Source organism: Rhodococcus sp. ACT016 (assembly GCF_050477185.1).
GTDB lineage: Bacteria > Actinomycetota > Actinomycetes > Mycobacteriales > Mycobacteriaceae > Prescottella.
On record NZ_JBEAET010000001.1, the window covers coordinates 3984525 to 4009709 of the forward strand.

Sequence of the window (25185 nt, forward strand, 5' to 3'; positions counted from 1 at the left end):
CCGGTCAGCTCGTGCTGAGCAGGAAGGCCAATGGACCGAGCGTGACGAAGACGCCGGCGACGAGGGCGATCACCAGGCTGGTGATGTCGTCGGTGCGGCGCAGGATCCGGACCATAGCGACGAGGCCGACGATGACGAGGACCGCCAGGACCAGCGCGACCATCGGCAGCATGTCCCACAGCTTCTCGAAGCCCTTGAACATCAGCGCGCCGGCGACGACCGCCACCGCGCCCTGACCGAGCAGGACGGCCCACTGCTTGGCGCCGCTGGGTTCGGGCTGGAGCTCGTCGAGATCCTCGAGGTCTGCGAGATCGATGTCCTCCGCGTCCGCCCCGGTGTCGGCCGGTGCGGTGGCATCGAGTTCGGCGTCGCCGCGCCGCACGGGATCGCCCACGACGGTCTGTCCCGACGGCACCCGCGGCTCGGACTCACCGGCACTCGGGAGCGGGCGCACCGGTTCGATGACCGTGGTCGTGGTGGTCGCGCTACTCGGCGGCACCGAACGCCAGCCGGTGTCGACCGGCTGCGGGCTCTTCGGCGCGTCGGCCTTCACCGCAGGCGCGACGACGGTCGGTGCGTCGGTGGCATCGGACCGGAGCGGCGGCCGCTTCGCAGGCTGGGGCTTCGGGGTCGGCGCCGGCCTGGTCTCCGCGGCGGGCTTGGGTGCCGGCGTCGGTGCGGGCTTCACCTCGGTCGCGCGCGCGACATCCGCGGGCTTGTCCTCGGCGGCCTTGCTCGGGGTGGCCGCGACCCGCGGAGCCGTGTCCTGGCTCGCCCGGGCCGGCGGGGCTGCCGGGGCCGGCGGGGCTGCCGGGGCCGTCGGCGCCACCTTCGGCTCGGTCCTTGTCTCGGCCTTGGGCTCGACCGGCGGCGCCGCGTCGGCAGCCTCGGGCTCGGCGGCGGCGGCGCGCCCGTTCCGGACGGCCGGGAACTCGCCGGTCAGTTCGGCGACGGAGATGCCGCCCTTGACGCCGCGACGTCGTCGGCCGCCGGCTCCGGAGCCGACGCGCTGGCCGTTGCGGGCCAACAGCTCCGCAACCGAGATTGCTTGGCTGTCACCTTCGGGCTCAGTCATCGAGCGCTCACCACCAGTTCTCCACCCATGTCCGTATCGAGCTTGCGAAGAATCAGACCCTCACGCAGTGCCCACGGGCAAATCTCGAGCGTGTCGATCCCCAGCGCGCGCATGCTGGCCTCCGCAACGAGAGCACCGGCCACGATCTGTTGGGATCGGTCGGCACTCACGCCCTCCAATTCTGCACGGTCGGAGGCCGTCATCCGCGAGATGAACGCGATCAGCTGCCGCAGACCACTGGCCGTGAGGGTCCGTTTGACGCGCGGACCTGCGGCGGACGGTGCGGCACCGGTCAGTCGTGCCAGCGAACGGAAGGTCTTCGAAGTGGCGACGTGCAGGTCCGCCGTACCCGACGCCCGAAGCTGCTTCGCCGGGACGGCGAGCTCGGCATCGAGCCAGTCCCGCAGCACCGCGACACGACGCTTGCCGGGCGGATCTTCCTGCAGCCAGTCACGGGTGAGGCGTCCGGCGCCGAGCTGCAGCGAGAACGCGGTGTCGGGGTCCTCGTCGCCGCCACACGTCAACTCGAGCGATCCGCCACCGATATCGATGTTCAGGATGCGTCCCGCGCTCCAGCCGTACCAGCGGCGCACCGCGAGGAACGTGAGCCGCGCCTCGTCGACACCGGAGAGCACCTCGAGGTTCACGCCGGTCTCGGTGCGCACTCGGGAAAGGACGGCCTCGGAGTTGTTCGCGTCGCGCACAGCAGACGTCGCGAAGGCCATCAGTTCGCCGCAGCCGGACGACTGCGCGATACCGGCGAAGTCCTGCACGGTCGAGACCAGCCGGTCGGCACCGTTCGAGGTGATGTCACCCTTGTCGTCGGTGTTCTCGGCGAGCCGCAAGGTGGCCTTCGTTGAACTCATCGGTGTGGGGTGCCCACCACGATGTGCGTCCACCACGAGCAGGTGGACGGTGTTGCTTCCGACGTCGAGTACCCCAAGGCGCACACGGCTACGGTACTGGGTCTACCGTCGGGCACTGTGACAGCAGGCAGCACCGGCGGCTCGCACAAGATCGCGCCCACGCCGGAAGTGGATCTCGACTTCCCACGCGAGTGGGTCCAGTTCGTCGACCCGGAGAACCCCGAACACACCATCAAAGCCGACATGACGTGGCTCCTTTCGCGCTGGACCTGCGTGTTCGGCACGCCCGCGTGCCAGGGCACGGTCGCCGGTCGCCCCGACGACGGTTGCTGCTCGCACGGCGCGTTCCTCTCCGACGAGGAGGATCGCGAGAAACTCGACGCGTCCGTGAAGATGCTCACACCCGACGACTGGCAGTTCATGGAGAAGGGCCTCGGGAAGAAGGGCTACGTCGAGGAGGACGACCTCGAGGACGAGCCGGCGCTGCGCACCCGCCGATACAAGGGCGCGTGCATCTTCCTGAACCGTCCAGACTTCGAGGGCGGTATCGGGTGCGCGCTGCACAAGATGGCGCTGCGCAAGGGCATCGAGCCGCTCGAGGTCAAGCCGGACGTGTGCTGGCAGTTGCCGATCCGTCGCACCCAGGAGTGGGTGGACCGCCCGGACGGCGAGCAGATCCTCGAGACGACGATCACCGAGTACGACCGTCGCGGCTGGGGTGAGGGCGGCGAGGACCTCGCGTGGTACTGCTCCGGCTCGCCGGACGCGCACGTCGGCAGCAAGCCCGTGTGGCAGTCGTACGCCCCGGAACTCACCGAACTGCTCGGCAAGGCCGCCTACGACGAGCTGGCGTCGCTGTGCCGCCGTCGGGAAGGCCTCGGCCTCATCGCGGTGCATCCCGCGACCACCGCTGCGCAGGAGAAGGCGCAGCGGGCAGAGGGCTGACGCCCCTGTTCCGTGGCCGAATGTCACATGCGTTCAATCGAACTGAACGCATGTGACATTCGGCCGGGTGCTCATTCCTCGAGCTTGTATCCGAGCCCGCGGACCGTCACGAGGTGCTTCGGCTTGCCGGGGTCGGCCTCGATCTTGGCGCGCAACCGCTTGACGTGGACGTCGAGGGTCTTGGTGTCGCCGACGTAGTCCGCTCCCCACACCCGGTCGATGAGCTGACCGCGGGTGAGGACGCGGCCCGAGTTGCGCAGCAGGTACTCGAGCAGGTCGAACTCCTTGAGCGGCAAGGACACCGCCTCGCCGTCGACGTGGACGAGGTGCCGTTCGACGTCCATCCGCACCGGGCCGGCCTCGAGGACGCCGTCGTCGGACCCGCCGTCGGGTTCGGCGTCGGCGCCGCGGCGCAGCACGGCCCGGATCCGGGCGATGAGTTCACGGGCCGAGTACGGCTTGGTGACGTAGTCGTCGGCACCCAGTTCGAGACCGACCACCTTGTCGATCTCGCTGTCGCGGGCGGTGACCATGATGACCGGCACCGACGACTTCGCGCGCAACTGCTTGCACACGTCGGTTCCGCTCATCCCGGGCAGCATGACGTCGAGCAGGACGATGTCGGCGCCGGAACGCTCGAACTCGGCCAGCGCGGACGGTCCGTCACCGACGATGGTGGTCTCGAACCCCTCCTTGCGGAGCAGGAACGCGAGCGGATCGGCCAGCGATTCCTCGTCTTCCACAATCAGCACACTCGTCAACGGTTGGCCTCCAGACTCGTGCCGCGGCGCTTCACGACGCGGCTCTCTTCTCGATCATTGCGGGCTTGTGGGTCGAACCGGGTACGGCGCCGTCGGCCTCGGCGAAGTGCCCGGGGATCTGCAGGGTGAAGGTCGAGCCGGTGCCGGGCCGGCTCCACAGGTCGATGGTGCCGTTGTGGTTGGCGGCCACGTGCTTGACGATGGCCAGACCGAGGCCGGTGCCGCCGGTCGCGCGGGAGCGGGCCTTGTCGACGCGGAAGAAGCGTTCGAAGACGCGTTCCTGATCTTCCTTCGCGATGCCGATGCCGCGGTCGGTGACCGCGACGGCGATGTTGTCGCCGCGGACCGTGCGGCTCACCGACACCGCGGTTCCCTTGGGCGAGTAGGCGATCGCGTTCTCGATGAGGTTCGACAGCGCGGTCACCAGCAGTGTGCGGTCCCCCATCACCTCGAGGCCGCTCGAGGCGTCGGTGTGGACGGTGATCTCGGCGGTCTCGGCCGCCAGCGTGGACCGACGCAGCGCCTCCGCGACGACGTCGTCGACGTCGACCACCTCGAGGTCGGGTAGTTTCTCGGCGCCCTGCAGTCGCGAGAGCGCGATCAGTTCGGTGACCATGTTGCCGAGCCGGGCCGATTCGCTGAGCACGCGCTGCCCGAAGTAGCGGACCGCCTCGGGGTCGTCGGTGGCCTCGAGGAGCGCCTCCGCGAGCAGGCCCATCGCCCCGACCGGGGTCTTGAGCTCGTGGCTGACGTTGGCGACGAAGTCACGCCGGGTGGCCTCCATGCGGACCTGTTCGGAGTCGTCGTCGGCGAACACCACGACGAACCGCGGGTCCTCCTCGCTCAGCAGCCGCGCGACGGCGCGCACCGCCATCTTGTCGCGCCCACGCGCGGCGCGGCGGGTCAGATCCACCTCGACCGGTTCACCGGTCTCGAACACGTCGGTGGCCGCGACCCATGCCCGGTCGTCGATCATGCGTTGGCGCACCAACCCCAGCTCTTCGGCGCGCGGGTTCGCCAGGACGACGTCGTTGAACTTGTCGACGACGGCGATGCCGCTCTCGGAGGTGCGGACGATCAGGTCGAGGACCTGGGAGAGGGTCAGTCCGGCCTGGGACTGCTGGCGGCGCGCCCGGCGTGCGGCGATTCGGGGGACGAGCACCGCACCGACCAAGCAACCGACGATGGCGGTCGCAACGGCCAACAGCACGGCCTGAACAACAGTCACACGTGAATCGTACGTTCGGCGAACCCGGGCCCGAAGGCGGGTTCGCCGGTTTTCTCGCACGTCATAGGCCCGAGAGCTGGAGTTTTCCGGTCGTTCACCGTTTGTTTCCGATATCGCCGAAACGCCGAGGAAAGGGCGAGGAACGACGAAGGCCGGTACGGATCGGCGATCCGTACCGGCCTTCGAGGCGTATCGGCGGGAGAGCTACTTGGCGCCCTGGTTCGCGACGGCGGCGGCGCCGGCCGCGGCAGCCGCGGGGTCGAGGTACGTGCCGCCCGGGTTCAGCGGCTTCAGGTTCTCGTCCAGGTCGTAGCGCAGCGGGATGCCGGTCGGGATGTTCAGGCCCGCGATGTCCTCGTCGGAGATGCCGTCGAGGTGCTTGACCAACGCGCGCAGCGAGTTGCCGTGCGCGGTCACCAGCACGGTCTTGCCGGCCTTCAGATCCGCCGCGATCGTCTCGTCCCAGTACGGGATCAAACGCTTGACGACGTCGAGCAGGCACTCGGTCAGCGGGACGTCACCGATGTCCGCGTAGCGCGCGTCCTGGTCCTGGCTGTACTCGCTGCCGGCCTCGATCTGCGGCGGCGGGGTGTCGTAGCTGCGGCGCCAGAGCATGAACTGGTCCTCGCCGAACTCGGCCTTGGTCTGGGCCTTGTTCTTGCCCTGCAGCGCGCCGTAGTGACGCTCGTTGAGGCGCCAGTCGCGCACGACCGGGATCCAGTGGCGGTCGCAGGCGTCGAGCGCGAGGTTCGCGGTGCTGATCGCGCGACGCAGCAGCGAGGTGTAGAGAACGTCCGGGAGCAGGTTGTGCTCGGCGAGCAGTTCACCGGCACGCTTGCCTTCGGCCATGCCCTTGTCGGTCAGGTGCACGTCCACCCAGCCGGTGAACAGATTCAGCGCGTTCCATTCGCTCTCGCCGTGGCGGAGCAGCACAAGTGTTCCGGTACTCATGCCCTCAATCCTGGCATGCGCGACTCGGGCGCCTGCGACAGCCATCCGTGCGCACCCTGCGACTTCGTCACCGAAGGCCGACGGTGTGATGGGACTCCCACCGTTCGATCACCGGACCGAACTCGTCGAGGAAGGCCCGCACGTGAACGGTGGTGCCGTGGTCGTCGAGCGACTGACGGGTGTCCCAGTGCTCGAAGCAGTGGAACAGCGCCGGGTCGTCGAGGTCCCGGTAGAACTCGTAGGTGATGCAGCCCGGCTCGGCGAGCGTCGGCTCCACCAGTTCGAGCATCGCCCGGGCCGCACGGTCGGCGTGCTCGGGGTGAACCTTCACCCGGATGAATGCGGTGTGCATGTCGGATGCGTCCTCTCGTCGATCGACCGGTGTCACCACACCGTATGAGCGAGAAGACAAGTCGCGGCAGCAGCTCTCCCGCCGACCGGGACGGTCGTCAACGATCGGCGTCCCCGAACCGGGCGACATACCCGTCGGCCAGGACTCGCAGACCCTCGACGTAGCTCTCCCGCGTCGTGCCCGACGGCCAGTTCTCCGCCACGGCGTGCAGCGCCGGCAAGCGGTCGACACCCGCCTCCCGGATCTTGACCGCCAACGGCGAGATCCCGTCGTCCGACGCGACCGGACGGATGTCGAGGAGCGCCCCGAGCGTGTAGTTCCACAGCGCCCGGTAGAGCAGCAGCGCACGCCGACCGTCCATGCCGAGTTGTTGCCCGGCCGCGATCACACGGTCGACGAGCACGAGCGCACCCGCGCCGCCGCGACCTCCACGTTGCAGCAGTTCGAGGATCCACGCCTCCGCAGCGAGGGTGTCGAAGATCGCCAGGAAGATCGTCTGGATCCGCTCCCGGGGCTGCTCGGGCAGTTCGATGTCGCCGAGGCCCGTCGAGTACTCGTCGAGCACGAGGCCGAGCAGTTGCTCCTTGTCGCCGACGTGCCGGTACAGCGCCATCGGTGTGGTGCCCAGATCCTTCGCCAGCGCCCGCATGCTGAGCGCGGCCAGCCCGCCCGCCTCGAGGTGCTCCCGCGCCGCGACCACGATCCGCTCGGCGGACAGGCTCGGCGGCCGTCCGCGCCGGGGCGCGCCACGGCCCGCGGCGGAAGCAGGCATCCAGCAATTGTGCACGAACCCCTTGCCGACACTCCGATCAGTAAGGTAGACCTAACCAATTATGAGAACGCGTATACAAATATCTGGAGCTGCGCTGACGACGTCCGCGCCTGCCAGTCGAACCGGCCTGGTGCTCGCCGCAGCCGCAGCCGCCCAGTTCCTCGTCGCCTTCGACATGTCGGTCATCAACGTCGCGCTGCCCGACATCCAGCACTCACTGCACTTCGCCGATGCCGACCTGTCGTGGGTCGTCAACGCGTACGCCCTCGCCTTCGGCGGCCTGCTCATGCTCGGCGGCCGGTTGTGCGACGCCGTCGGCACGCGGCGCGTCCTCGTCGCCGGACTGGTGATCTTCGGCGTGGTGAGCGTCGCCGGCACGTTCGCCCCCACTGCGGGACTGCTCGTCGCGGCGCGAGCCCTCCAGGGCGTCGGCGCCGCGATGATCGCGCCCGCCGGGCTCGCCGCGCTCAGCCAGGGCTTCCCCGACGGCGCCGCCCGCGCCAAGGCTTTCGGGATCGGGGCTATGTGCTCGGCGCTCGGCGGCGCCCTCGGGGTCGTGCTCAGCGGTGTCCTCACTCAGGGATTGAGTTGGCGCTGGGTCATGTTCGCCGGCGCTCCCGTGGCACTGCTCGCCGCCCTCGCCGCGATGCGCGGCCTGCCGCGGACCGCGCACCCGTCCGGCGGTTCGCTCGATCTGCCGGGCGCGGTGCTCGCGACCGCGGGACTGACGATCCTGGTCAGCACGGTCATCGCGACCGAGACGCGCGGGTGGGGGTCGGGGCTCGTCCTCGGCGGCGGCGCAGCCACCGTCGCGCTGCTGGCGGCGTTCGTCGTGGTCGAGACGCGCGCGTCGAACCCGCTCGTACGATTCTCGACCCTGCTGCGCCCGAGGATCGGTCTCGCCAACGCGATCATGTGCGTCGTGTGTGCCGGCCAGTTCGGCGGCTTCTTCTTCGTCTCGCTGTACATGCAGCGGGGACTCGGATACTCGCCCGCCACGACGGGCGTCGCCTTTCTGCCGTTCTGTGTCGGACTCGTCTTCGGGATCGTCGGCTCGTCGAAGTTGTTGCCGCGCTTCGGCGCCCGACCTCTGCTGGTGATCGGTACCGCGCTCGCGTCGATCGGCCTGCTCGGCTTCTCCACCATGACCGTCGGCGGAAGCTACGTCACCACCGTGCTGTTGCCGTCGCTCGCGGCGAGCGTCGGCATCGGGCTGTCGTTCATGCCGCTCAGCAACGTGGCCACCGCGGACGCTCCGCCCGGCGAGGTCGGCATGGCATCGGGCCTGCTCAGCGCATCCCGGCAGATCGGCGGGTCGGTCGGCCTCGCAGCACTCGTCAGCATCGCGGCCGCCGTCACCGCAGGTTGGGACGGACCGGCCGACGTCGCGCTGGTGTCCGGATATTCGCGGGCCCTGGCGGTGTGCGCACTGCTGTTGGTCACCGGAACCGTTCTGTCGCTGTTCTTTCCGCGTTCCGTCCGAACTGCGACGACCGGCGTCACTCGGTCAGCCGACGGCTGAGTACACCGAGACGCGCGTCCTCGAGGTCGAGCCGGCGGTTGGCGGCGGAGATCGCCCGGGAGCTGTAGGTGCCGCGGGCCCGGACGCCGAGGAGGTGCTCGCGCTCGGCCGCGAGGGCCTCGAGCCGCAGCCGCAGGTACTCCTCGTAGCGCAGATCGTGTTCGGGATCAGGCACCGCGCCACCCCGAACCTCGTGTCTGCCGATGAGATTGTGATCCCGAGCCAGCGCCACGATCTCCGGATCCGAATGCTCGGCGCTGTCCAGCGCTGCGTCGGCGGCGTCGGCGAGTTCGCCGAGGAGGTTGCCGAACTCGGTGGACAACCGGTCCGCGTCGTCGCCGGGAACCTTCACCCACCGAATGACCAGCGGCAGGGACAGGCCCTGCACCAGCAGTGTCGTCACGGCCACGACGAACGCGACGAGGATCAGCTCGGCTCGGTACGGCGTATCGAGCGGCAGCGTCTGCGCCGCGGCCAGCGTCACGGCGCCGCGCATGCCCGCCCACGCGAGAATCACCCCGCCTCGCAACCCGAGCCGCTCCGTGAGCACGAAGTCGATGTCCGCGGTGGTGCGCCTGACCCGACGTGCCACGAAGTCTTCCCGAAAATTACCGCTCTCGGCGTCGTCGCCGAGCATGTCGAGGCGTTCGCTCCACCGCTTGTATCGAGGCGCCCGCGCGGCCGCGCGGCGCTCATCACGGCGCAGCGAGGCGACGAGCGGGATCACGAAGATCATCCGGATCGCGACGACGGACGCGGCAGTCAGCAGGCCGATGAGGACGCTTTCGCCGAGCGACAGGCCCTCCGCTCGCACTTCGTCGACGAGGCTCTCGATGCTCAGACCCATCAGAAGGAAGACGGCCGACTCGAGCAGGAACGCGACGGTGCGCCAGTTGAGGTCCTCGCTGATCCGGTCCTGAGCACGCAGGTACCGATGGCTCAGATGACCCGTGACCAGTCCCGTCACCACCACGGCGAGCACGCCGGACGCCCCCGCCTTCTCGGTGGGAACGAAAGCGAGGAACGGGATGACGAACGAAACCGACGTGTTGAAGATGGTGTCGTTGAACCACCGACGGATGTGGACGTTCGCGTATCCGACGACCGCACCGATCACGATGGCGACGACGACCGAGTAGACGAAATCGCCGGCAACCTGCCACAGCGACACGGCGCCCGCCATCGCGGCAACCGCCGACCGCAGCAGCACGAGGGCGGACGCGTCGTTGATCAGGCCCTCGCCTTCCAGCACGGCCAGCAGTCGCGAGGGCAGGCCGAGTTTGCGGCCGAGCGACGTCGCGGCGACGGCGTCCGTCGAACTGACGACGGCACCCAGCGCGAATGCCGCGGGCCACCCCAGTCCGGGCATGACGAGGTAGAACAGGGCGCCTGCCGCCAGCGTCGTCACCACCACCAGCAACACCGCGAGGCCGCTGATCGCTTTGAAGTTCCGCCGGAAATCCTGTGCCGGCATCGTCACCGCCGCCGAGTACAGCAGCGGCGGGAGGACGCCCGCGAGAATCCACTCGGGTTCGACGTGCACGTCCGGCAGCCCCGGAACGTAACTCAGCCCGATCCCGACGACCAGGAGACTCAAGGGCGCGGCCACGCCCATCCGCTGCGAGAAGGCCGCAACGGCGACGATGCTGATGACGCCGACGACGGCGACCAAGGTCAGGTCCATACTCGAAATCTCTCGTCAGGCCGGCGCCGCACAATCACGGGGGCTCGTTCCAAACATGTTCCCCATGAGGAGCATTCGCCGATGAGCGCAAAATTTCGACATCGGACGGTCGAGCGAGATTAACAACCCGGGTTTCGATTGCGTCGACCGGGATACAGCTGAAGGGACCCTCCGTGCGCTCGGAGCGCTCGAAGGGTCCCTTCAGCTGTAGACGGGGGCTCAGCCCAGCCCGACCGTCAGGCTCAGAGGTACTGGCCGCACACCGGCCACGCACCGCGGCCCTGGCCGGCCAGCACGTTCTCGGCCACGCGGATCTGCTCGGCGCGAGAGTTCTCGTGCGCCATGCCCGAGCCGCCGTAGGCCTTCCAGGTGCTCGCGGTGAACTGCAGGCCGCCGTAGAAGCCGTTGCCGGTGTTCGCGGCCCAGTTGCCGCTGCTCTCGCACTGCGCGACGGCGTCCCAGTTGCCGGACGCGGCGTTGGCGGTGCCGGCGCTCATCGCGAGCGGGGCCGCGACGAGGGCGGCGGTGGCGGCGACGGTACCGATGGTGCGCTTGACGTTGAACTTGGCCATTTCGGGGTGGATCCTCTCGGTATTGCCGGCGAGACGACCGTCGGACGACGTGGAATGTCGATCCGGGCTCTGATGGGTCTCGCCCCTGCCCCTCATAGGTCTTGCGGTTCCGATCCCGCGGGGCAGATGAGCGGTGCGGGTCGGGTCTTTCCTGTCGTGCTCCCGATCCGTGTGTCTCGGGCTGGTTACAACCGTAGGAGCCGATCACGGAAAGGTCACGGATCGATTTTGTGAGACGGACGTACCCGAAAATAGCCATGACCAGGTAAAACGAGCAGGTCAACCGCCATGAATCATGGATTCGCGCTCGTGTCGTTGCATACTCGCAATGTGATGCAGATCACATGAAACGCGTGAAGGGGATCACTAAATCTCGGCCGGATAACGGTCGAACCGGCCCGTGCGACGTCAGCGAGACCCGGTGGGAGGCCCCCACGTCGGGTCGTCGGATGCCTCGTCGGGTGCCTCGACGAGGTGCTTGAAGGGCTGCAGATTCGCCAGCGACTCGCCGCGCGAGACACGCCACGCCCACTCCCGCTTGATGGAGGTGGCGAAGCCGAGCTCGAGCAACACGTTGAAGTCGCCGTCCGCGGCTTCGAGAACCTGCCCCAGCACGCGGTCCAGTTCCTCCCCGGTCACCGCGTGCGCCGAGATGCGACCCACCAGATAGATGTCACCGATCTTGTCGATCGTGTAGTGCACGCCGTACAACCTGCGGTTGCGGCGCAGCAGGTACTTGTAGACGCCCTCGAAGTTCTCGTCGGGCTTGCGGCACACGAACGCCTCGACGCGGACACCGTGGTTGCCGACGGTGAGCAGGGTCGTGGTCTTGAGCTTGTGCTCGCCGGGCAGCTCGACGATGAACTGGCTGTCGCCCCGGCGGCTGTAGTCGAGCTCGCGCTCCTTCAGCGCCGCGTCGATGACATCCGCGACGACCTCGGGGGTCCGGCCCGGTTCACTCATGCCCGCACTCCACTCGTCCTACGCAGCTTCCACAACCCACGCGACCTGCGCGGCGAGAACTCGGCGCCGTCCCACGCGGCGCGCTGGTACTTCGCGGCCGCGGCCCGATAGCTGGCGAGCAGCGCGTCCGCGGTGTGTTCCCACGAGAAGTTCTCGGCGTGCCGAGGAGCGCGCGCGGCCAGCTCGTCGAGCCGGTCCGGCATCGTCACCAGCGATTGCAGCGCCGACGCCCAGTCATCGGTGCGATGCCCCTGCACGAGCAGACCGGTCTGCCCGTCCCGCACGGCCACGCCGAGCCCGCCGACGTCGGCGGCGATGACGGGCGTGCCGCACGCCTGCGCCTCGATCGCGACCAGGCCGAAGGATTCCGAGTAGCTCGGCACGGCGACCAGATCGGATGCCCGATAGACGTCGGCCAGCCGCTCCGGTGGCTGCGGCGGCAGGAAGGTCACGCTGGTGCGAATGCCGAGCGTGTCCGCCAGCTCGATCAGCGCTTCGGGACGCTCGAGGCCGGTCCCCGACGGGCCGCCGACCACCAGCACCCGCAGCGGCAGCCCCGGCTCCCGCGCGATCACCTCGGCGGCCGCCCGCAGCAGGACATCGGGTGCCTTGAGCGGCTGGATGCGGCCGACGAACGTCACGATCGTCTCCGCCGGGTCGAGCCCGAGCGCCGCGCGGGCCTCGAGCCGATCCCCCGGCCGGTACCGGGCGAGGTCCGCGCCCGGCGCGACCACGTCGATCTTGCTCGGCGAGGCACCGTAGATCGACGCCAGCTGCGCGGCCTCGTCGGCGGTGTTGGCGGTGAGCCGGTCGGCCTCCTCGACCACCTGCTGCTCCCCGATCTGCCGGGCCGCCGGCTCGGGGGTGTCGCCGTCGGCGAGCGAAGCGTTCTTCACGGCCGCGAGCGTGTGCGCGGTGTGGACCAGCGGCACGCCCCACCGGTCCCGGGCCAGCCAGCCGACCTGCCCCGACAGCCAGTAGTGCGAGTGCACGAGGTCGTAGTAGCCGGGCTCGTGCCGGACTTCCTCGCGCAGCACCCCCGCCGCGAATGCGCACAGCTGCGTGGGCAACTCGTGCTTGTCGAGGCCCTCGTACGGGCCGGCGGCGACGTTGCGGACGCGGACACCCGGCGCGGCCTCCTGGACCACGGGCGTGGCCGACGACGTCGCGCGAGTGAAGATGTCGACCTCCACGCCCCGACGCGCGAGTTGGAGCGCGGTCTGCAGCACGTACACGTTCATTCCGCCCGCGTCACCGGTGCCAGGCTGTGCCAGCGGTGACGTGTGTACGGAGAGAACGGCGACCCGTCGGGGTCCCGCGCTGTGCTTGGGTGTCACGCGTCCATACTGCCCTGTCGCTCTTTCAAGAGGTAATTGCGGCCGACTCACTCTCACCGACCGGGACACCCCCGTCGATTCCGACCACGAAGGCTCGCACCTCGTCGACGAACCGCTGCGGATCCTCGACGAACGGCCCGTGCCCGCAGCCCTCCCAGTACGACGCGGTGGCGCCCGGAATGAGCGCGGCAGCGTGCTCACCTGCGGAGACGTCGACGACGGCGTCGGCAGTGCCGTGCAGGACCAGCGCCGGCACGTCGAGGGTGCGCAGCAGGTCGTCGTGGCCGACGGCCCGGGTGAACAGCGCCGCCCGCACCCGCGGCGGTGTCGACAGGCTGGCCCCGAACAGCGTCTGCGACCATGCGCCCTTGCCGGGCGCGTCGTCGATCGGGCCGGTGAGCGCGGTCCCGAAGCTGCCGAGCGCCCCGATCGCGGTCGCCGGGTCCTCGGCCATCGCGGCGGGGATCGCGGCCCTCATCGCCGCACCCACCTTGCCGCCCGCCTCGCCGCGCCCGATGCTCGTGATGGCGCCGACGAACACGACGCCGTCGATCGCCGTAGTGCCGTGCGCGGCAAGGTAATCGCAGATCACCAGGCCGCCGTAGGACCAGCCCAGCAGCACCGCCCCGGACGTGACGGCCTCCGCGGTCAGCACCGCGTCGACATCGGCGGCCCAGTTCGCCGAGTCGTCGTAGCCGAACGCCGGGACGTCGGAGTAACCGTGCCCGCGCAGGTCGACCGCGATCACCCGGAAGTGCTCCGCCAGGTCGGCGAGTACGTCGTCGCCCCAGCAGCGCGACGACTGCGCCCAGCCATGGATCAGGACGAGCGGACGCGACGACGCGCTACCGAACGTTCTGTAGACGAGGGTGGTGCCGTCGGCACTGGTGGTTTCGCGAATCGCCATGCGGCCACCCTAGGGGGCTTCCTCACTCGGTACCGCGCGCACGGTATGCGACGTATGTCCCACCTGCGATGACGAGCGCGGTGACACCCGCGATCACCGCCACGGCGAATCCCGCGCGGGTGCCGAAGTGGTCGATCGTCTGGCCCGCCACCGCCGATCCGACCGCGACGCCGACACCGAGTCCGGTGACGGTCCACGTGATGCCCTCGGTCAGCTTGACGTGCGGGACCACCGACTCGACAAGCGTCGTCGCGACGATCATCGTCGGAGCGACGGTGATGCCCGCCAGCGCGAGCGCCCCGGTGAGGGTGAGGATCGAGTTCGCCGCCAGCAGCGGCCACAACAGGAGTGCGACCGCACCGGTCGCGAACACGAGTTGGCGGCGCAGCGCCGCCCCCGGGCGCATGGCACCGAACACCACACCCGCGACGGCGGACGCGCCCGCGAACAGGGCCAGCGCGATGGTCGCGGCCGCCGGGGTGCCGCGCTCGGTCGCGAACGCGATGCTCGTGACGTCGACGGAGCCGAAGATGGTGCCCATCGCGAGCATCACCGCGACCAGCGCCCACATCGCCGGGATGCGCACGACCGATCCGCCGGTGTGCTCGGTGCGGTCGAGAACGGCCGGTTCGGTGTCGCGCTGCGCGACCAGCGCGAGGGTGCCGACCACCAGGAGGATCAGCGCCAACAGCGGACCGGCCTCCGGGAACACCGACACCGACAGCCCCACCGAGATCACCGGCCCGGCGACGAAGCAGACCTCGTCGAGCACGGACTCGAACGCGAAGGCCGTGCGCAGCTGCGGCTTTCCGCGATACAGCGCGGTCCAGCGGGCCCGGACCATCGCGCCGATCGTCGGCATACATCCGGCCGGGACCGCGAGCAGGAACAGCACGAAGTCGGGTGCGCCGAGCCGCACGCACAGCAGCATCACCGCCAGCGCGCACGCGCTGACCCCGGCCGCCGTCGGCAGGATCCTGCGCTGCCCGTAGCGATCGACGGCCCGCGAGACCAGCGGGGTGATCGCGGCGTACGCGAGCGCGAACACCGCCGACAACGCACCGGCCAACCCGTAGTCGCCGCGCAGCTGCGAGAGCATCGTCACGATTCCGATGCCGACCATCGCGATGGGCAGCCGGGCGACGAAGCCCGCTGCGGAGAAGGCCGCGGCGCCGCGGGCGGAGAAGATCTCCCGGTAGGTGCCGATCATCGCCGCTCGCGACTCCTCACGCGTCCTCGAAGTGGCGCGAGAGCCGTCCTCCGGTGGTCTGATGTGCGAACAGTGTCGCACCCTTGCCTGTCGACGGTGCGCGCGTGTAAGCATTCACCGCATGAGCGTTCTGGTCTGTTTCCACGCCCACCCCGACGACGAGGTGTTCGTGACGGGTGGGGTGATGCGGCAGGCGGCCGACGCCGGGCACCGCGTGGTCGTGGTCACCGCGACGGACGGCGCACTGGGCGAGGTGCCCGACGGCCTGCTCGCCGACGGCGAGTCCCTCGCCGCTCGTCGTCGCCGGGAACTCGAGGCGTCGACGAGCGTGCTGGGCGCGCACCGCGTGGTGATGCTCCACTACGCCGATTCGGGGATGGCCGGCACGCCCGACAACGCGAACCCCGACGCGTTCTGCAACGCCGACATCGAGGACGCGGCGGCGCGTCTGGCGGCAGTCCTCGACGAGGAGGCCGCGGACGTCCTGACGATCTACGACTCGAACGGCGGCTACGGGCACCCCGATCACGTGCAGGTCCACCATGTGGGGGTTCGTGCGGCGGAGATGGCCGGCACCCCGCACGTGTACGAGGCCGCGCTCAGCCGCGACCACATCCGACGCCTGATGCAGGCCAACCCGGAGTGGTCCGAGGACGCGGTGCCCCCGGAACTCGACTCGATCGGGCTCTCGGACGCGGAGATCACCACGGTCGTCGACGTGAGCGCGGCGCTCGCCGCCAAGCGGGCCGCGATGTTCGCGCACGAGACCCAGATCGGCGACTTCGGGCCGTTCCTGCAGATGCCCGAGGAGCAGTTGCTGGCCGCCTTCGGGTTGGAGTGGTTCCGCCGGCGCGGCGCGTTGGACGGCCTCGAGGAGACCGCCCTGCCGCTCTAGCGGATGCCGTCAACTGCCTGCGGATTCGCGGTCCGCGGACCTAGCATCGCCACATGCCCGGCCTCCTCGCTCGCTATCGACGGACGGGCGCCGACGTGCCGTTCGGGAACCCGCTCGCCGCGCACGACGTCGCGATGGAGGGCTATTTCTGGCGGTTCACGCAGCGCGACTCGGGCCGGGTGCTGATCGCCCTCGCGGGCATCAACCGCGCCGCCGACGGCCGCTGGGCGACGCTCGGGCTGGGGACACATCCCGGCGGATTCCTGCGCACCGCGGTGCATCCGGTCGCATCCGCCGATCCCGACCGCCTCGGCGCCTTCGCCGGCAACGCGTTTCGCGGAACCACCGACCGGCTGCGCGTCGATCTCGGACCGGGCGCGCGACTCGATGTCCGGATCATCGATCCCGTGCCGTGGCCGCGGCGACGCCTGGGCGGCTCGAGTGTCTTCCACGTGGTGCCGGCGCTCAACCAGTATTGGCACCCGTGGCTGCTGGGCGGTCGCGTCGAGGGGTGGGCCGAGGTGGACGGCGAGCGGTGGGACCTCGACGATGCCCAGGTGTACGGCGAGAAGAACTGGGGCAGAGAGGGTTTCCCGAAATCGTGGTGGTGGGGCCAGGCGCAGGGCTTCGACGACCCGCGCGTGTGCGTCGCGTTCGCGGGCGGCACCGTCACGGCGGGGCCGCTGCGCACCGAGGTGACTGCCGTCGTCGTGGCGCTGCCGGACGGCCGCGTCGTGCGCCTGGGCAACCCGGTCACGTCCCCGATCCGCGCCCGGGTGGGCGACGGCGCCTGGCTGCTCAGCGGCGGCAACCGGCGGTGGTCGGTGGAGATCGAGGGGCGTGCCCCGCTGTCCGGTGCCCACGTCCTGCCGGTACCACTGCCCTCGGAGCGCCGGAACGTTCCGGGCGCGTTGGAGCACCTCGGCGGGAACTTGCGTGTAACGGTGCATCACAACGGCCGATGTGCACTGTCGGGTGAATCCCACCTGGCGGGGCTCGAGTGGGGCGGGATCTCGCGGGCGCACGACGAACTCCGACGGCGGGAAAGCCGCGGAGACGAACAGAACTGAAGACGGCGAGGGGGAATCTTGCGCACACTTCGATCGACACTCGCGGCGACCGCGGTCGCCGCGGCGGCCCTGCTGATCGGCACGCCGATCGCAGCGGCTGCACCGGACACGGTGGACATGAACAACGTGTTCAGCCCGTTCGTGCTCAGCACGTTCCGGGACGGCCGGATCGCGCCGCCCGAGCAGTGGCAGCCGCGGCACCCCACCACCGATCCGTGGTTCCAGGCCCCGCCCGTCGCCGGTCTCGCCCCCGGCACGCTCCTGAAGGCCCGGCCCGCGACGGTCCAGGTGTACGGCGTGCAGCCGGCGCACGTGCGCGCCTACCAACTCATGTACGTCACCACCGACTTCGACGGCTCGCGCGTCGCGAGCACGGGCATCCTGATGATTCCCGAGAACGGCGACGGCGGGACCTCACCGCGAGCTCGCAAGCTGATCGGCTACTCCGAGGCGAACGACAGCCTCGGCCCCGGCTGTATGCCGAGCGCGCAGTGGACCGGAACCGATCAGGACGACCCGTCGCTGTTCTCGGCACTCGGACCCGTCGCGCAGATGTTCGGCAACGGCTGGGCCGTGATGATGAGCGACACCGCCAACGACGGCGATTCCGCACCCAACGGCTTCTCGATCGGCCGGTTCTCCGGTGCCGCAACGCTCGACGGCCTGCGGGCCGCGATCGCGCTGCCCGATGCCGGATTCGAACGCGACATCCCGATCGGCATCTACGGCATCGCCGGCGGCGGGGTCGCGGCCGGTTTCGCGGCCGAGAGGCAGGCGACGTACGCGCCGGAACTGAACGTCGTCGGCACGGTGCTCCAGGCGATGGTGGTCGACAGCGCGACGTTCGAACGCCAGGCCGACGGCGGGATCGGCGCGGGCTTCGTGTTCGCGAACTCGCTCGGCTACGCCGCGCGCTATCCGGAGATCGATCTCGACGCCGAGCTGACGCCTCTCGGTAGGCAGGTCGCCGACATCTTCAACCGCACCTGCCAGCAGACCTACCTGATGATGCCGTTCCTCCCGCTCAGCGCGCTGTACACGCACGGGCGTCCGGCCGACAACCCCGCGTTCGCCCGCGCGTACGCCGAGAACCGGATGGGGCAGCAGGCCCCGAACTCACCGGTCCTCGTCACGTCGTGCCGGGACGACTTCCTGGTCCCCTACCCCGACGTCGAGAACCTGATCGCGACCTACCGCGCCGGTGGAACCGACGTCACCGTCGAACCGAGCCACTGCGGCGTGAGCGATGTGCTGACCAATCCGTACCGGGTGGGCACCGAACTGCTCGGCATGCAGAACATCGACTGGCTCGTCGGCCGGTTCGCGGACGCCGGCTGAGCGGCGGCGGCCGCGCCGGTTCACACCAGCGCGGTCGCCTTCCGCATGGCCACCAACGGATTCGAGTACAGCGAACTGAGCGAGACCACACCGGCCGCGTGTTCCTGGACCCGGTTGCCGAACCCGGTGATGCGCACGTCGGAACTCCCCGCCCGCGACGCCTTCGACAAGGCCCGCGCCACGTGCGGCACGGCCTCGGGGTAGTCGGTGAACGCCTGTCCGCCGAGGGTCACCCGGTCGGGGTTGAACAGGTCGCGCAGCATCGCCACGGCCCGACCCAGGATCCGCGCTCGCTCGTCGAGGATGTCCTGCGCTGCAAACGATCCCGCACGGGCCTCGCGATACAACGCGACGATCGGCGGTAGGTCGTCGCCGGCGGGCAGCACTCCCGCCTGTTGGGCCGCACGCAGCACACCCCGATCGCTGACCGCCGCCTCGAGGCAGCCGGTGGCGCCGCACTCGCACCGCACCCTCGCCTCGGTGGGCAGGTGTGCAATGGACCCGGGACCGGCCGCCGGGGTGTGCACCTTGCCGTCGAGGGTCAGTGCGAGACCGACGGTTTCACGCGCATAGAAGTACAGCCCACTCCCGCGCACCTCCGTGTTCTCGGCGCGCTGCGGCGTGAGCAACAGCTCGGAGGCGGCCATCGCCTCGACGTGCGCCGCCACCGACACCGGTAGCCCGAACCCGGCGCCGACGACGTCACCGACACGGGCACCCGTCCAGCCGAGACGGTCGTGGTCGACCACGCCGGTCTCCGGGTCGACGCGGCCGCCGAGCGCGACACCCACCCACAGCGGGCGTCGCCGGTGCCAGCGGGCCGCGAAGCCGCGCGCGCTGGCGGTGATGGTCGCGAGTGCGGCGTCGGACGCCCCTCGCGGGGTCGGGATCTCCGCCGCGCCGAGGATCCGTCCGCGCAGGTCGGAGGCGATCACACCGGTGACGACCGCGCCGATGTGGACGCCGACGGTGAGGTATCGCTCGTGCTCCACCTCGAACGGGATGCGGGGCCGGCCGATCGCCCCGGAGACGGCCAGATCGGGGCGTTCGCGCAACAGGCCCGCGGACAGCATCGCCGACACGTGCCGGTTGACGGTCGCGATGCTCGCACCGGACGCCCGGGTGGCGTCGTCGCGGTAGATGGGTCCGCCCGCGGCGGCCGCGCGGAACACCGCGGCGGCCGGCCCGTCTGCAATGCCCAGGCTGGGCGGAACGATGCGGGGCCGGGTGGCGGGACGAACGCCGGTGGGGCGCACGGGTCGCGCGGTGGAGGTACGGGCGGTCACGGATCTCGTTCGGGTGACGTGTGGTGCTGCGGTGAGCATGTCGGTTGTCCTTGCCTCGTCCCGGTGGGGACGGCTGTCGACGCGGTGGGGGACGCGCTGCCGACAGCGATCAGCCCCGGCGCGACGGCCGGGCGATCAGCGTGAAACGGGGTGTGAGCAGCGCAGAATCAGCGGCGAGAGATACGGCAGGGACAACAGAGTTCCCGCGGATGCGGCAGGCGCGAACCCAACGCGGCGGTCACATAGGTGACCCGCGGGGCGGAGGTGGCGCCGGACGACATGACGATCAAGCTAGCATCTGCGGGCCCCGTCCACCCAGCCCATGCCCGGTCCGGTGGCCGTGTCGGCACTACGATCGGGTCATGAGCCTGTCACCGGACACCCGCGTCGCCGTCGTCACCGGAGCCAGCTCCGGCATCGGCGAAGCCACCGCCCGCACCCTCGCCGACCAGGGATTCCATGTCGTCCTCGGCGCCCGCCGGCTCGACCGGCTCGAGGCGATCGCGGAGGAGATCGGGGGCACCGCACTCGAACTGGACGTCACCGACGAGGATTCGGTGGACGCGTTCTGCGCGGTCCTCCCCCGCGTCGATGTGCTCGTCAACAACGCGGGCGGCGCGAAAGGGCTCGCGCCGGTCATGGAGGCGGACCTCGACGACTGGCGATGGATGTGGGAGACCAACGTGCTGGGCACCCTTCGGGTCACGAAGGCGCTGCTGCCCAAGCTGATCGAGTCCGGCGACGGACTGGTCGTCACCGTCACGTCGGTCGCGGCGTTCACCGCCTACGACAACGGCTCGGGCTACACCTCGGCGAAGCACGCGCAGGCGGTGCTGCACCGCACGCTGCGCGGGGAACTGCTGGGCAAGCCGGTCCGGCTCACCGAGATCGCCCCGGGCGCGGTGGAGACCGAGTTCTCGCTGGTGCGATTCGACGGCGACGAGGATCGGGCAGCCAAGGTGTACGAGGGCATCACGCCGCTGATCGCGCAGGACATCGCCGAGATCATCGGGTTCGTCGCGTCCCGTCCGCCGCACGTGAACCTGGACCAGATCATCGTCAAGCCGCGCGATCAGGCCGATTCGGGACGCTTCCACCGCGTCACGCAGCCCTGACGACAACCGATCCGCTCAGTCGACGCACGGGATTCCGCCGGAGATGTCGGCGGCGATCGGCGCCCCCTGGGCACCGGAGGTCGGGATGGCGGCTGCCACCGTGCTCGGGGCGGGCGTGTCGAGGATCGTCATCAGATCCTCGGCGAGGTCGCGTCCGATCACGATGAGGACGTGGTTGGCGGCGACCGACGTGTCGGACTCCGTCTCGGCCCCGAGTTCGTCGGCCAGGCTCTGCGCGGCGGCCTCCGCGCCGGTGCCGTAGGCGATCGTCGTGGTTGCCGTGCTACTCGCAGTAGCCGTGGAACCCGCTGTGTACCCGCGCAATTGGAGTGCCGTGGCGACGGCCGCGGCGAGTCCGTCGTGGCTCGTCCCGTTGTGGACGTCGACAACGACACGCGGGTCGGGGGCGGGCGCCGCGGATGTCGTCGGAGCGGCGCTGGCCGATGCCTGCGACCCGCTGAACAGTCGGGCGACCTCTCCGCGGAGTCGGTTCGGGTCGACGACGTTCACGTCCTGTCCGTCGACCGTGTCGTACCCCTCGATCGGCAATGTGTAGAAGTCCACGCTGCCGTCGGTCAGGTTGCGCGAGTGGAGCGCGAAATCGACAGGGTCGAAACGGGAGTCGATGACGATGTCGTTCTTGACGGCGTCCGCCAGCCCCCGCATCTTGGCGAGGTTGCCGAACACCCCGGTCGACTTCAGGTTCCGGATCACCGCGCTGATGAATGCCTGCTGCCGGTGGGTGCGGTCGAGGTCGCCGTTGTCGAGACCGTGTCGCTGCCGCACGAACGACAACGCCTGCGACGGATCGAGGAACTGCCGGCCGGCCGGGAAGCTCGCCCCCGAGTATTCGGAGTCGTCGACCGGCGCGTTCAGGCATACCTCGAGCGGGCCGAGCACCTTCGCGATGTCGTAGAAGCCGACCAGGTTGACCTCGGCGAAATGGTCGATCGGCACGCGCAGCAGGTTCTGCACGGTCTTCAACGTCGAACGCCGCCCGGCGTCACGGGCCTTCTGCTCGCGCTCCGCCGGATCGGTCACCCCCTGCTCTTCGAGCTCGGAGTCGGCGTCGGCCTTCGCCAACCCGTACGCCTCCTTGATCTTGCGTTTGCCGTAGCCGGGAACCTCGACGTAGTCGTCGCGCGGGATCGCAGCGGCGGTGGCACGACTGCCGTCGCCGGGCACGTGCAGCAGGATCAGCGTGTTGGTGTTGTAGCCGCCGACGTCGCTGTCCCCGGCATGCAACTGGTCGGTGACGAACGCCGCGGGAAGATCGTTGCCGTCCATGTCCTTGCGGCTGTCGAGACCGATCAGCAGGATGTTCGAGTCGCCGTGCGACGACGTGCCGTTCTCGTCGGACACCGCGTCGAGCGCATCCGATCGGGTGAGCCCCGAGATCAAGTCCCGCTGGGCACCCCATGCGAGACCCGTCGACGTCAGGACCAGCACGGACGCCACGGCGCCGACCGCCCGTGCGAACACGGGCGACCGACGCCGCCGGGGCGCGTGGTGGCGACCCCGTCCCGTCGAAGCTCGGCGCGTTTGCACCGCGCCACGGTACCTGACCACCCTGAGAGAAGCCTGCGGCCTACAGCCACCGGCCGAATCGGCGGATGAACAGCACCTTCGCGCACTGGGTGAGGACGCAGTAGGTCGCCAACGTCAGCACCAGCCACGGGAAGTACGTCCACGGCAGCGGCACCAGCCCGAGCGACTGCCCCCATCCCGAGAACGGGAACACCAGACCGAAGATGCAGGCCGCACCGGTCGTGATCATGACCGGCCACGACGCCCGGGACTGGATGAACGGGATTCGCTGGGTGCGGATCATGTGGACGATCAGGGTCTGCGAGATCAACGACTCGATGAACCAGCCCGACTGGAACAGTGCGGCGTGCTCGGGGTTGTTCGCGCCGAACACGAACCACATGAGCGCGAATGTCGTGATGTCGAAGATCGAACTGATGGGCCCGATGAACACCATGAACTTCGCGATGCTGTCGGCCGCCCACTGCCGCGGCCGCCGGACGAACTCCTCGTCGACGCGGTCCCACGGAATCGTGAGCATCGACAGGTCGTACACCAGGTTCTGCACCAGGACGACGGCCGGGATCATCGGGAGGAACGGGAGCAGCGCGCTCGCGACGAGCACCGAGAAGACGTTCCCGAAATTCGAGCTCGCGGTCATCTTGATGTACTTGAGGATGTTGCCGAACGTGCGCCGCCCCTCGATCACACCGTTCTCGAGGACCCCGAGGTCCTTCTCGAGCAGGATGATGTCGGCGGACTCGCGGGCGATGTCCACGGCCGTGTCGACCGAGATGCCGACGTCGGCGTTGCGCAGCGCGGGCGCATCATTGACACCGTCGCCGAGGAAGCCGACGGTGTGACCGCGCCGCTTGAGGGCATCGACGATGCGCGCCTTCTGCAGCGGATTCACCTTGGCGAACACCGTTGTGTCGTCGACGATCTCGTCGAGTGCCGCATCGTCGAGCACGTCGATCTCCGGACCGGTGACCACGGTTCCCACGTCGATCCCGACCTTGCCGCACACCGTTTCCGCGACGATCGGGTTGTCCCCGGTGATGACCTTGACCGCGGTTCCGTGCTCCCGCATCGCCGCGATCGCGGGAGCCGCGGACTCCTTGGGCGGGTCGAGGAACGTGAGAAAGCCGACGAGGGTCATCTCGGCCTCGTCCGATGCGGCGTACTCACGTTCGTGGGAGTCGACCTCGTCCCGATCGAGGTTCCGGGTGGCGACCGCCAGTACCCGCTTGCCCTGGCTGTTGTAGCCGGCCACCAGGCGATCGAGTTCAGCCAGCAGACCCGGTGTGAGATCCTGGGTAGTGTCGCCGACGATCGCGGTGGTGCACACGGCCAGCACCTCGTCGACCGCACCCTTCGTCACGATCAGATCGGTGTCAGCTGCGTCGCTGTCCACGACCACCGACATCCGGCGGCGCTTGAAGTCGAACGGGATCTCGTCGACCACTCCGTGCGCACGGTTGACGGCGTCGATCGTCTCCGGGCCGGCGGCTGCGATGACCGCCTTGTCGAGCATGTTGCGCAGCCCGGTCTGGAAGTGCGAGTTGATCGCCGCCAGCCGCAAGGTTCGCGGACTGACTCGGCCTTGGGTGTCGAGGTGCTCCTCGAGCACGATCCGGTCCTCGGTGAGGGTGCCGGTCTTGTCCGTGCACAGCACGTCCATGGCGCCGAAGTTCTGAATCGAGTTGAGCTGCTTGATGATCACCTTGTGCCGCGACATCGACACGGCGCCCTTCGCCAGGTTGGCGGTGACGACGAGCGGCAGCATCTCCGGGGTCAATCCGACCGCGACAGCGACACCGAACAACAGTGCCTCCGTCCAGCTCTTGGTCAACCCGTTGATGACGAAGACCGCCGGCACCATGATCGACATGAACTTGATCAGCATGAAGCTGACCTTGCGGACACCGATGTCGAAGCTGGTCTCGGGACGCTTGCCACCGAGACCCGCCGTCATCGCCCCGAAGTAGGTGTTGCGCCCGGTATCGACGACAACTGCCGTCCCGGATCCGGACACCACCGATGTCCCCATGAACCCGAGATTCTCGGTGTCGAGGATGTGCGCGGAGTCGACGTCCTCGATCGGATCGGCGGTCTTCTCGGTCGGCATCGACTCGCCCGTGAGCATGGCCTGGTTGACCTGCAGGTCCTTGGCGCGGATGAACCGCACGTCGCCGGGAATCATGTCGCCTGCCGCGAGTTGGACGACGTCACCCGGCAGCAGCTGCGCGATCGGTATCTCGGTCGTCACGGGCTTGCCGTCGCGCTGCCGCGTGGTCGCGGCGGTGGTCGTGACCATGGCCTCGAGCGCCTCGGCGGCCCGGCTCGATCGGTACTCCTGCCAGAACCGCAGCGTGACGCTCACCAGGATCATCGCCGCCACGGTGACGATCCCCTTGTAGTCCGGGCCCTCGTCCGGATCGGCCATGACCACATCGGTGACGTACATGATCGCGCCGATGAACAGCAGGATCAGGATGAACGGGTTCTTGAACGTACCCAGGAACTGCACGAGCGCCGGGGCTGGGCGCTCGTGCCGGACCTCGTTGAGTCCGTGCCGGCGACGCAGCGGCTCGATCTGGTCGGCCCGCAACCCCCGCTTGGTGGTGTGCAGGTCTGCAAGAACACCCGACGCCGCGAGGCGCGCGGATCGGGCGAGCTTCGTGGACTGGTCCTCGGTGAGGAGGGCGGCCTTTCGGGCGCCCGGCTTCTTCGGCTTCGTGGCCGGTGCCGAGACGGCATTCATCGACATGGGTGATGTCTTTCGGTCAGCGCTCCCACCACATGGCGG

22 protein-coding genes are annotated in these 25185 nt (G+C 69.4%); 6 read left to right on the plus strand and 16 right to left on the minus strand.

Annotated features, from left to right (window positions below; all coding sequences use genetic code 11):
- Positions 1–4: 4 nt before the first annotated feature.
- Entirely contained in the window at positions 5–1075 is a 1071-nt protein-coding gene (locus ACQ5DX_RS18345; RefSeq protein WP_430333921.1) for a hypothetical protein, read from the minus strand.
- Complete coding sequence (locus tag ACQ5DX_RS18350; protein ID WP_430333922.1) at positions 1072–2025, minus strand: hypothetical protein; 954 nt, start codon at positions 2023–2025, stop codon at positions 1072–1074. The genes ACQ5DX_RS18345 and ACQ5DX_RS18350 overlap by 4 nt, the downstream gene beginning before the upstream one ends.
- Positions 2026–2091: 66 nt before the next feature.
- Here ACQ5DX_RS18350 and ACQ5DX_RS18355 point away from each other — a divergent pair, with 66 nt between their 5' ends.
- Entirely contained in the window at positions 2092–2886 is a 795-nt protein-coding gene (locus ACQ5DX_RS18355; RefSeq protein WP_430335730.1) for a hypothetical protein, read from the plus strand.
- Positions 2887–2957: 71 nt separating this feature from the next.
- Here the strand turns inward: ACQ5DX_RS18355 and ACQ5DX_RS18360 are convergent, their stop codons facing one another.
- From ACQ5DX_RS18360 to ACQ5DX_RS18380, 5 genes are all read right to left on the minus strand, one after another.
- Entirely contained in the window at positions 2958–3647 is a 690-nt protein-coding gene (locus ACQ5DX_RS18360) for a winged helix-turn-helix domain-containing protein (protein WP_430333923.1), read from the minus strand.
- Between the two features lie 31 nt (positions 3648–3678).
- Complete coding sequence (locus tag ACQ5DX_RS18365) at positions 3679–4875, minus strand: sensor histidine kinase (protein WP_430333924.1); 1197 nt, start codon at positions 4873–4875, stop codon at positions 3679–3681.
- Between the two features lie 204 nt (positions 4876–5079).
- Entirely contained in the window at positions 5080–5835 is a 756-nt protein-coding gene (locus ACQ5DX_RS18370) for a phosphoglyceromutase (protein ID WP_430335731.1), read from the minus strand.
- Positions 5836–5893: 58 nt separating this feature from the next.
- The gene (locus tag ACQ5DX_RS18375) at positions 5894–6178 is read right to left on the minus strand and encodes a putative quinol monooxygenase (RefSeq protein ID WP_430333925.1); all 285 of its coding nucleotides are present in this window, start codon (positions 6176–6178) and stop codon (positions 5894–5896) included.
- 97 nt (positions 6179–6275) lie between these two features.
- Positions 6276–6950, minus strand: a complete 675-nt coding sequence (locus tag ACQ5DX_RS18380) for a TetR/AcrR family transcriptional regulator (protein WP_430333926.1) — start codon at positions 6948–6950, stop codon at positions 6276–6278.
- Positions 6951–7080: 130 nt separating this feature from the next.
- On the opposite strand from ACQ5DX_RS18380, the gene ACQ5DX_RS18385 reads away from it, so the two are divergent.
- Positions 7081–8472 carry an MFS transporter gene (locus ACQ5DX_RS18385; protein WP_430333927.1) on the plus strand — a complete coding sequence of 464 codons (1392 nt, stop codon included), beginning with the start codon at positions 7081–7083 and terminating at the stop codon, positions 8470–8472.
- Here the strand turns inward: ACQ5DX_RS18385 and ACQ5DX_RS18390 are convergent.
- The 6 genes from ACQ5DX_RS18390 to ACQ5DX_RS18415 all read right to left on the minus strand — a co-directional run bounded on the left by ACQ5DX_RS18390 (position 8450) and on the right by ACQ5DX_RS18415 (position 15145).
- A complete protein-coding gene (locus tag ACQ5DX_RS18390; protein WP_430333928.1) occupies positions 8450–10156 on the minus strand; it encodes a cation:proton antiporter in 1707 nt (568 codons plus the stop codon). The genes ACQ5DX_RS18385 and ACQ5DX_RS18390 overlap by 23 nt on opposite strands.
- Before the next feature lie 242 nt (positions 10157–10398).
- Positions 10399–10728 carry a transglycosylase family protein gene (locus ACQ5DX_RS18395; protein WP_430333929.1) on the minus strand — a complete coding sequence of 110 codons (330 nt, stop codon included), beginning with the start codon at positions 10726–10728 and terminating at the stop codon, positions 10399–10401.
- A 408-nt stretch (positions 10729–11136) separates the two neighbouring features.
- Complete coding sequence (locus ACQ5DX_RS18400) at positions 11137–11691, minus strand: YbjN domain-containing protein (RefSeq protein ID WP_430333930.1); 555 nt, start codon at positions 11689–11691, stop codon at positions 11137–11139.
- Complete coding sequence (gene mshA / locus ACQ5DX_RS18405) at positions 11688–13028, minus strand: D-inositol-3-phosphate glycosyltransferase (RefSeq protein ID WP_430333931.1); 1341 nt, start codon at positions 13026–13028, stop codon at positions 11688–11690. The genes ACQ5DX_RS18400 and mshA overlap by 4 nt, the downstream gene beginning before the upstream one ends.
- 25 nt (positions 13029–13053) lie before the next feature.
- Entirely contained in the window at positions 13054–13935 is an 882-nt protein-coding gene (locus tag ACQ5DX_RS18410; RefSeq protein ID WP_430333932.1) for an alpha/beta fold hydrolase, read from the minus strand.
- 22 nt (positions 13936–13957) lie between these two features.
- Positions 13958–15145, minus strand: a complete 1188-nt coding sequence (locus tag ACQ5DX_RS18415; RefSeq protein ID WP_430333933.1) for an MFS transporter — start codon at positions 15143–15145, stop codon at positions 13958–13960.
- A 121-nt stretch (positions 15146–15266) separates the two neighbouring features.
- Between ACQ5DX_RS18415 and ACQ5DX_RS18420 the strand changes: the two genes are divergently transcribed.
- Genes ACQ5DX_RS18420 through ACQ5DX_RS18430 form a run of 3 tightly spaced genes read left to right on the plus strand, consistent with a single transcriptional unit; the run spans position 15267 to position 18448 of the window.
- Positions 15267–16040 carry a PIG-L family deacetylase gene (locus ACQ5DX_RS18420; protein WP_430333934.1) on the plus strand — a complete coding sequence of 258 codons (774 nt, stop codon included), beginning with the start codon at positions 15267–15269 and terminating at the stop codon, positions 16038–16040.
- 53 nt (positions 16041–16093) lie between these two features.
- Positions 16094–17110, plus strand: a complete 1017-nt coding sequence (locus ACQ5DX_RS18425; protein WP_430333935.1) for a tocopherol cyclase family protein — start codon at positions 16094–16096, stop codon at positions 17108–17110.
- 18 nt (positions 17111–17128) lie between these two features.
- Positions 17129–18448 (plus strand): lipase family protein, encoded by a 1320-nt coding sequence (locus ACQ5DX_RS18430; RefSeq protein ID WP_430333936.1) that lies wholly within the window; start codon positions 17129–17131, stop codon positions 18446–18448.
- 20 nt (positions 18449–18468) lie between these two features.
- Here ACQ5DX_RS18430 and ACQ5DX_RS18435 read toward each other — a convergent pair whose 3' ends face one another.
- On the minus strand, positions 18469–19773 hold the full coding sequence (locus ACQ5DX_RS18435; RefSeq protein ID WP_430333937.1) for an ROK family protein: 1305 nt from the start codon (positions 19771–19773) through the stop codon (positions 18469–18471).
- Positions 19774–20096: 323 nt separating this feature from the next.
- On the opposite strand from ACQ5DX_RS18435, the gene ACQ5DX_RS18440 reads away from it, so the two are divergent.
- Positions 20097–20849: an SDR family NAD(P)-dependent oxidoreductase gene (locus ACQ5DX_RS18440; RefSeq protein ID WP_430333938.1), complete on the plus strand. Its 753-nt coding sequence runs from the start codon at positions 20097–20099 to the stop codon at positions 20847–20849.
- 15 nt (positions 20850–20864) lie between these two features.
- Here the strand turns inward: ACQ5DX_RS18440 and ACQ5DX_RS18445 are convergent, their stop codons facing one another.
- Together ACQ5DX_RS18445 and mgtA are read right to left on the minus strand one after the other, a co-directional pair.
- The gene (locus ACQ5DX_RS18445; protein ID WP_430333939.1) at positions 20865–22397 is read right to left on the minus strand and encodes an LCP family protein; all 1533 of its coding nucleotides are present in this window, start codon (positions 22395–22397) and stop codon (positions 20865–20867) included.
- A gap of 40 nt (positions 22398–22437) precedes the next feature.
- Positions 22438–25146 carry a magnesium-translocating P-type ATPase gene (mgtA, locus tag ACQ5DX_RS18450; protein ID WP_430333940.1) on the minus strand — a complete coding sequence of 903 codons (2709 nt, stop codon included), beginning with the start codon at positions 25144–25146 and terminating at the stop codon, positions 22438–22440.
- Positions 25147–25185 lie beyond the last annotated feature (39 nt).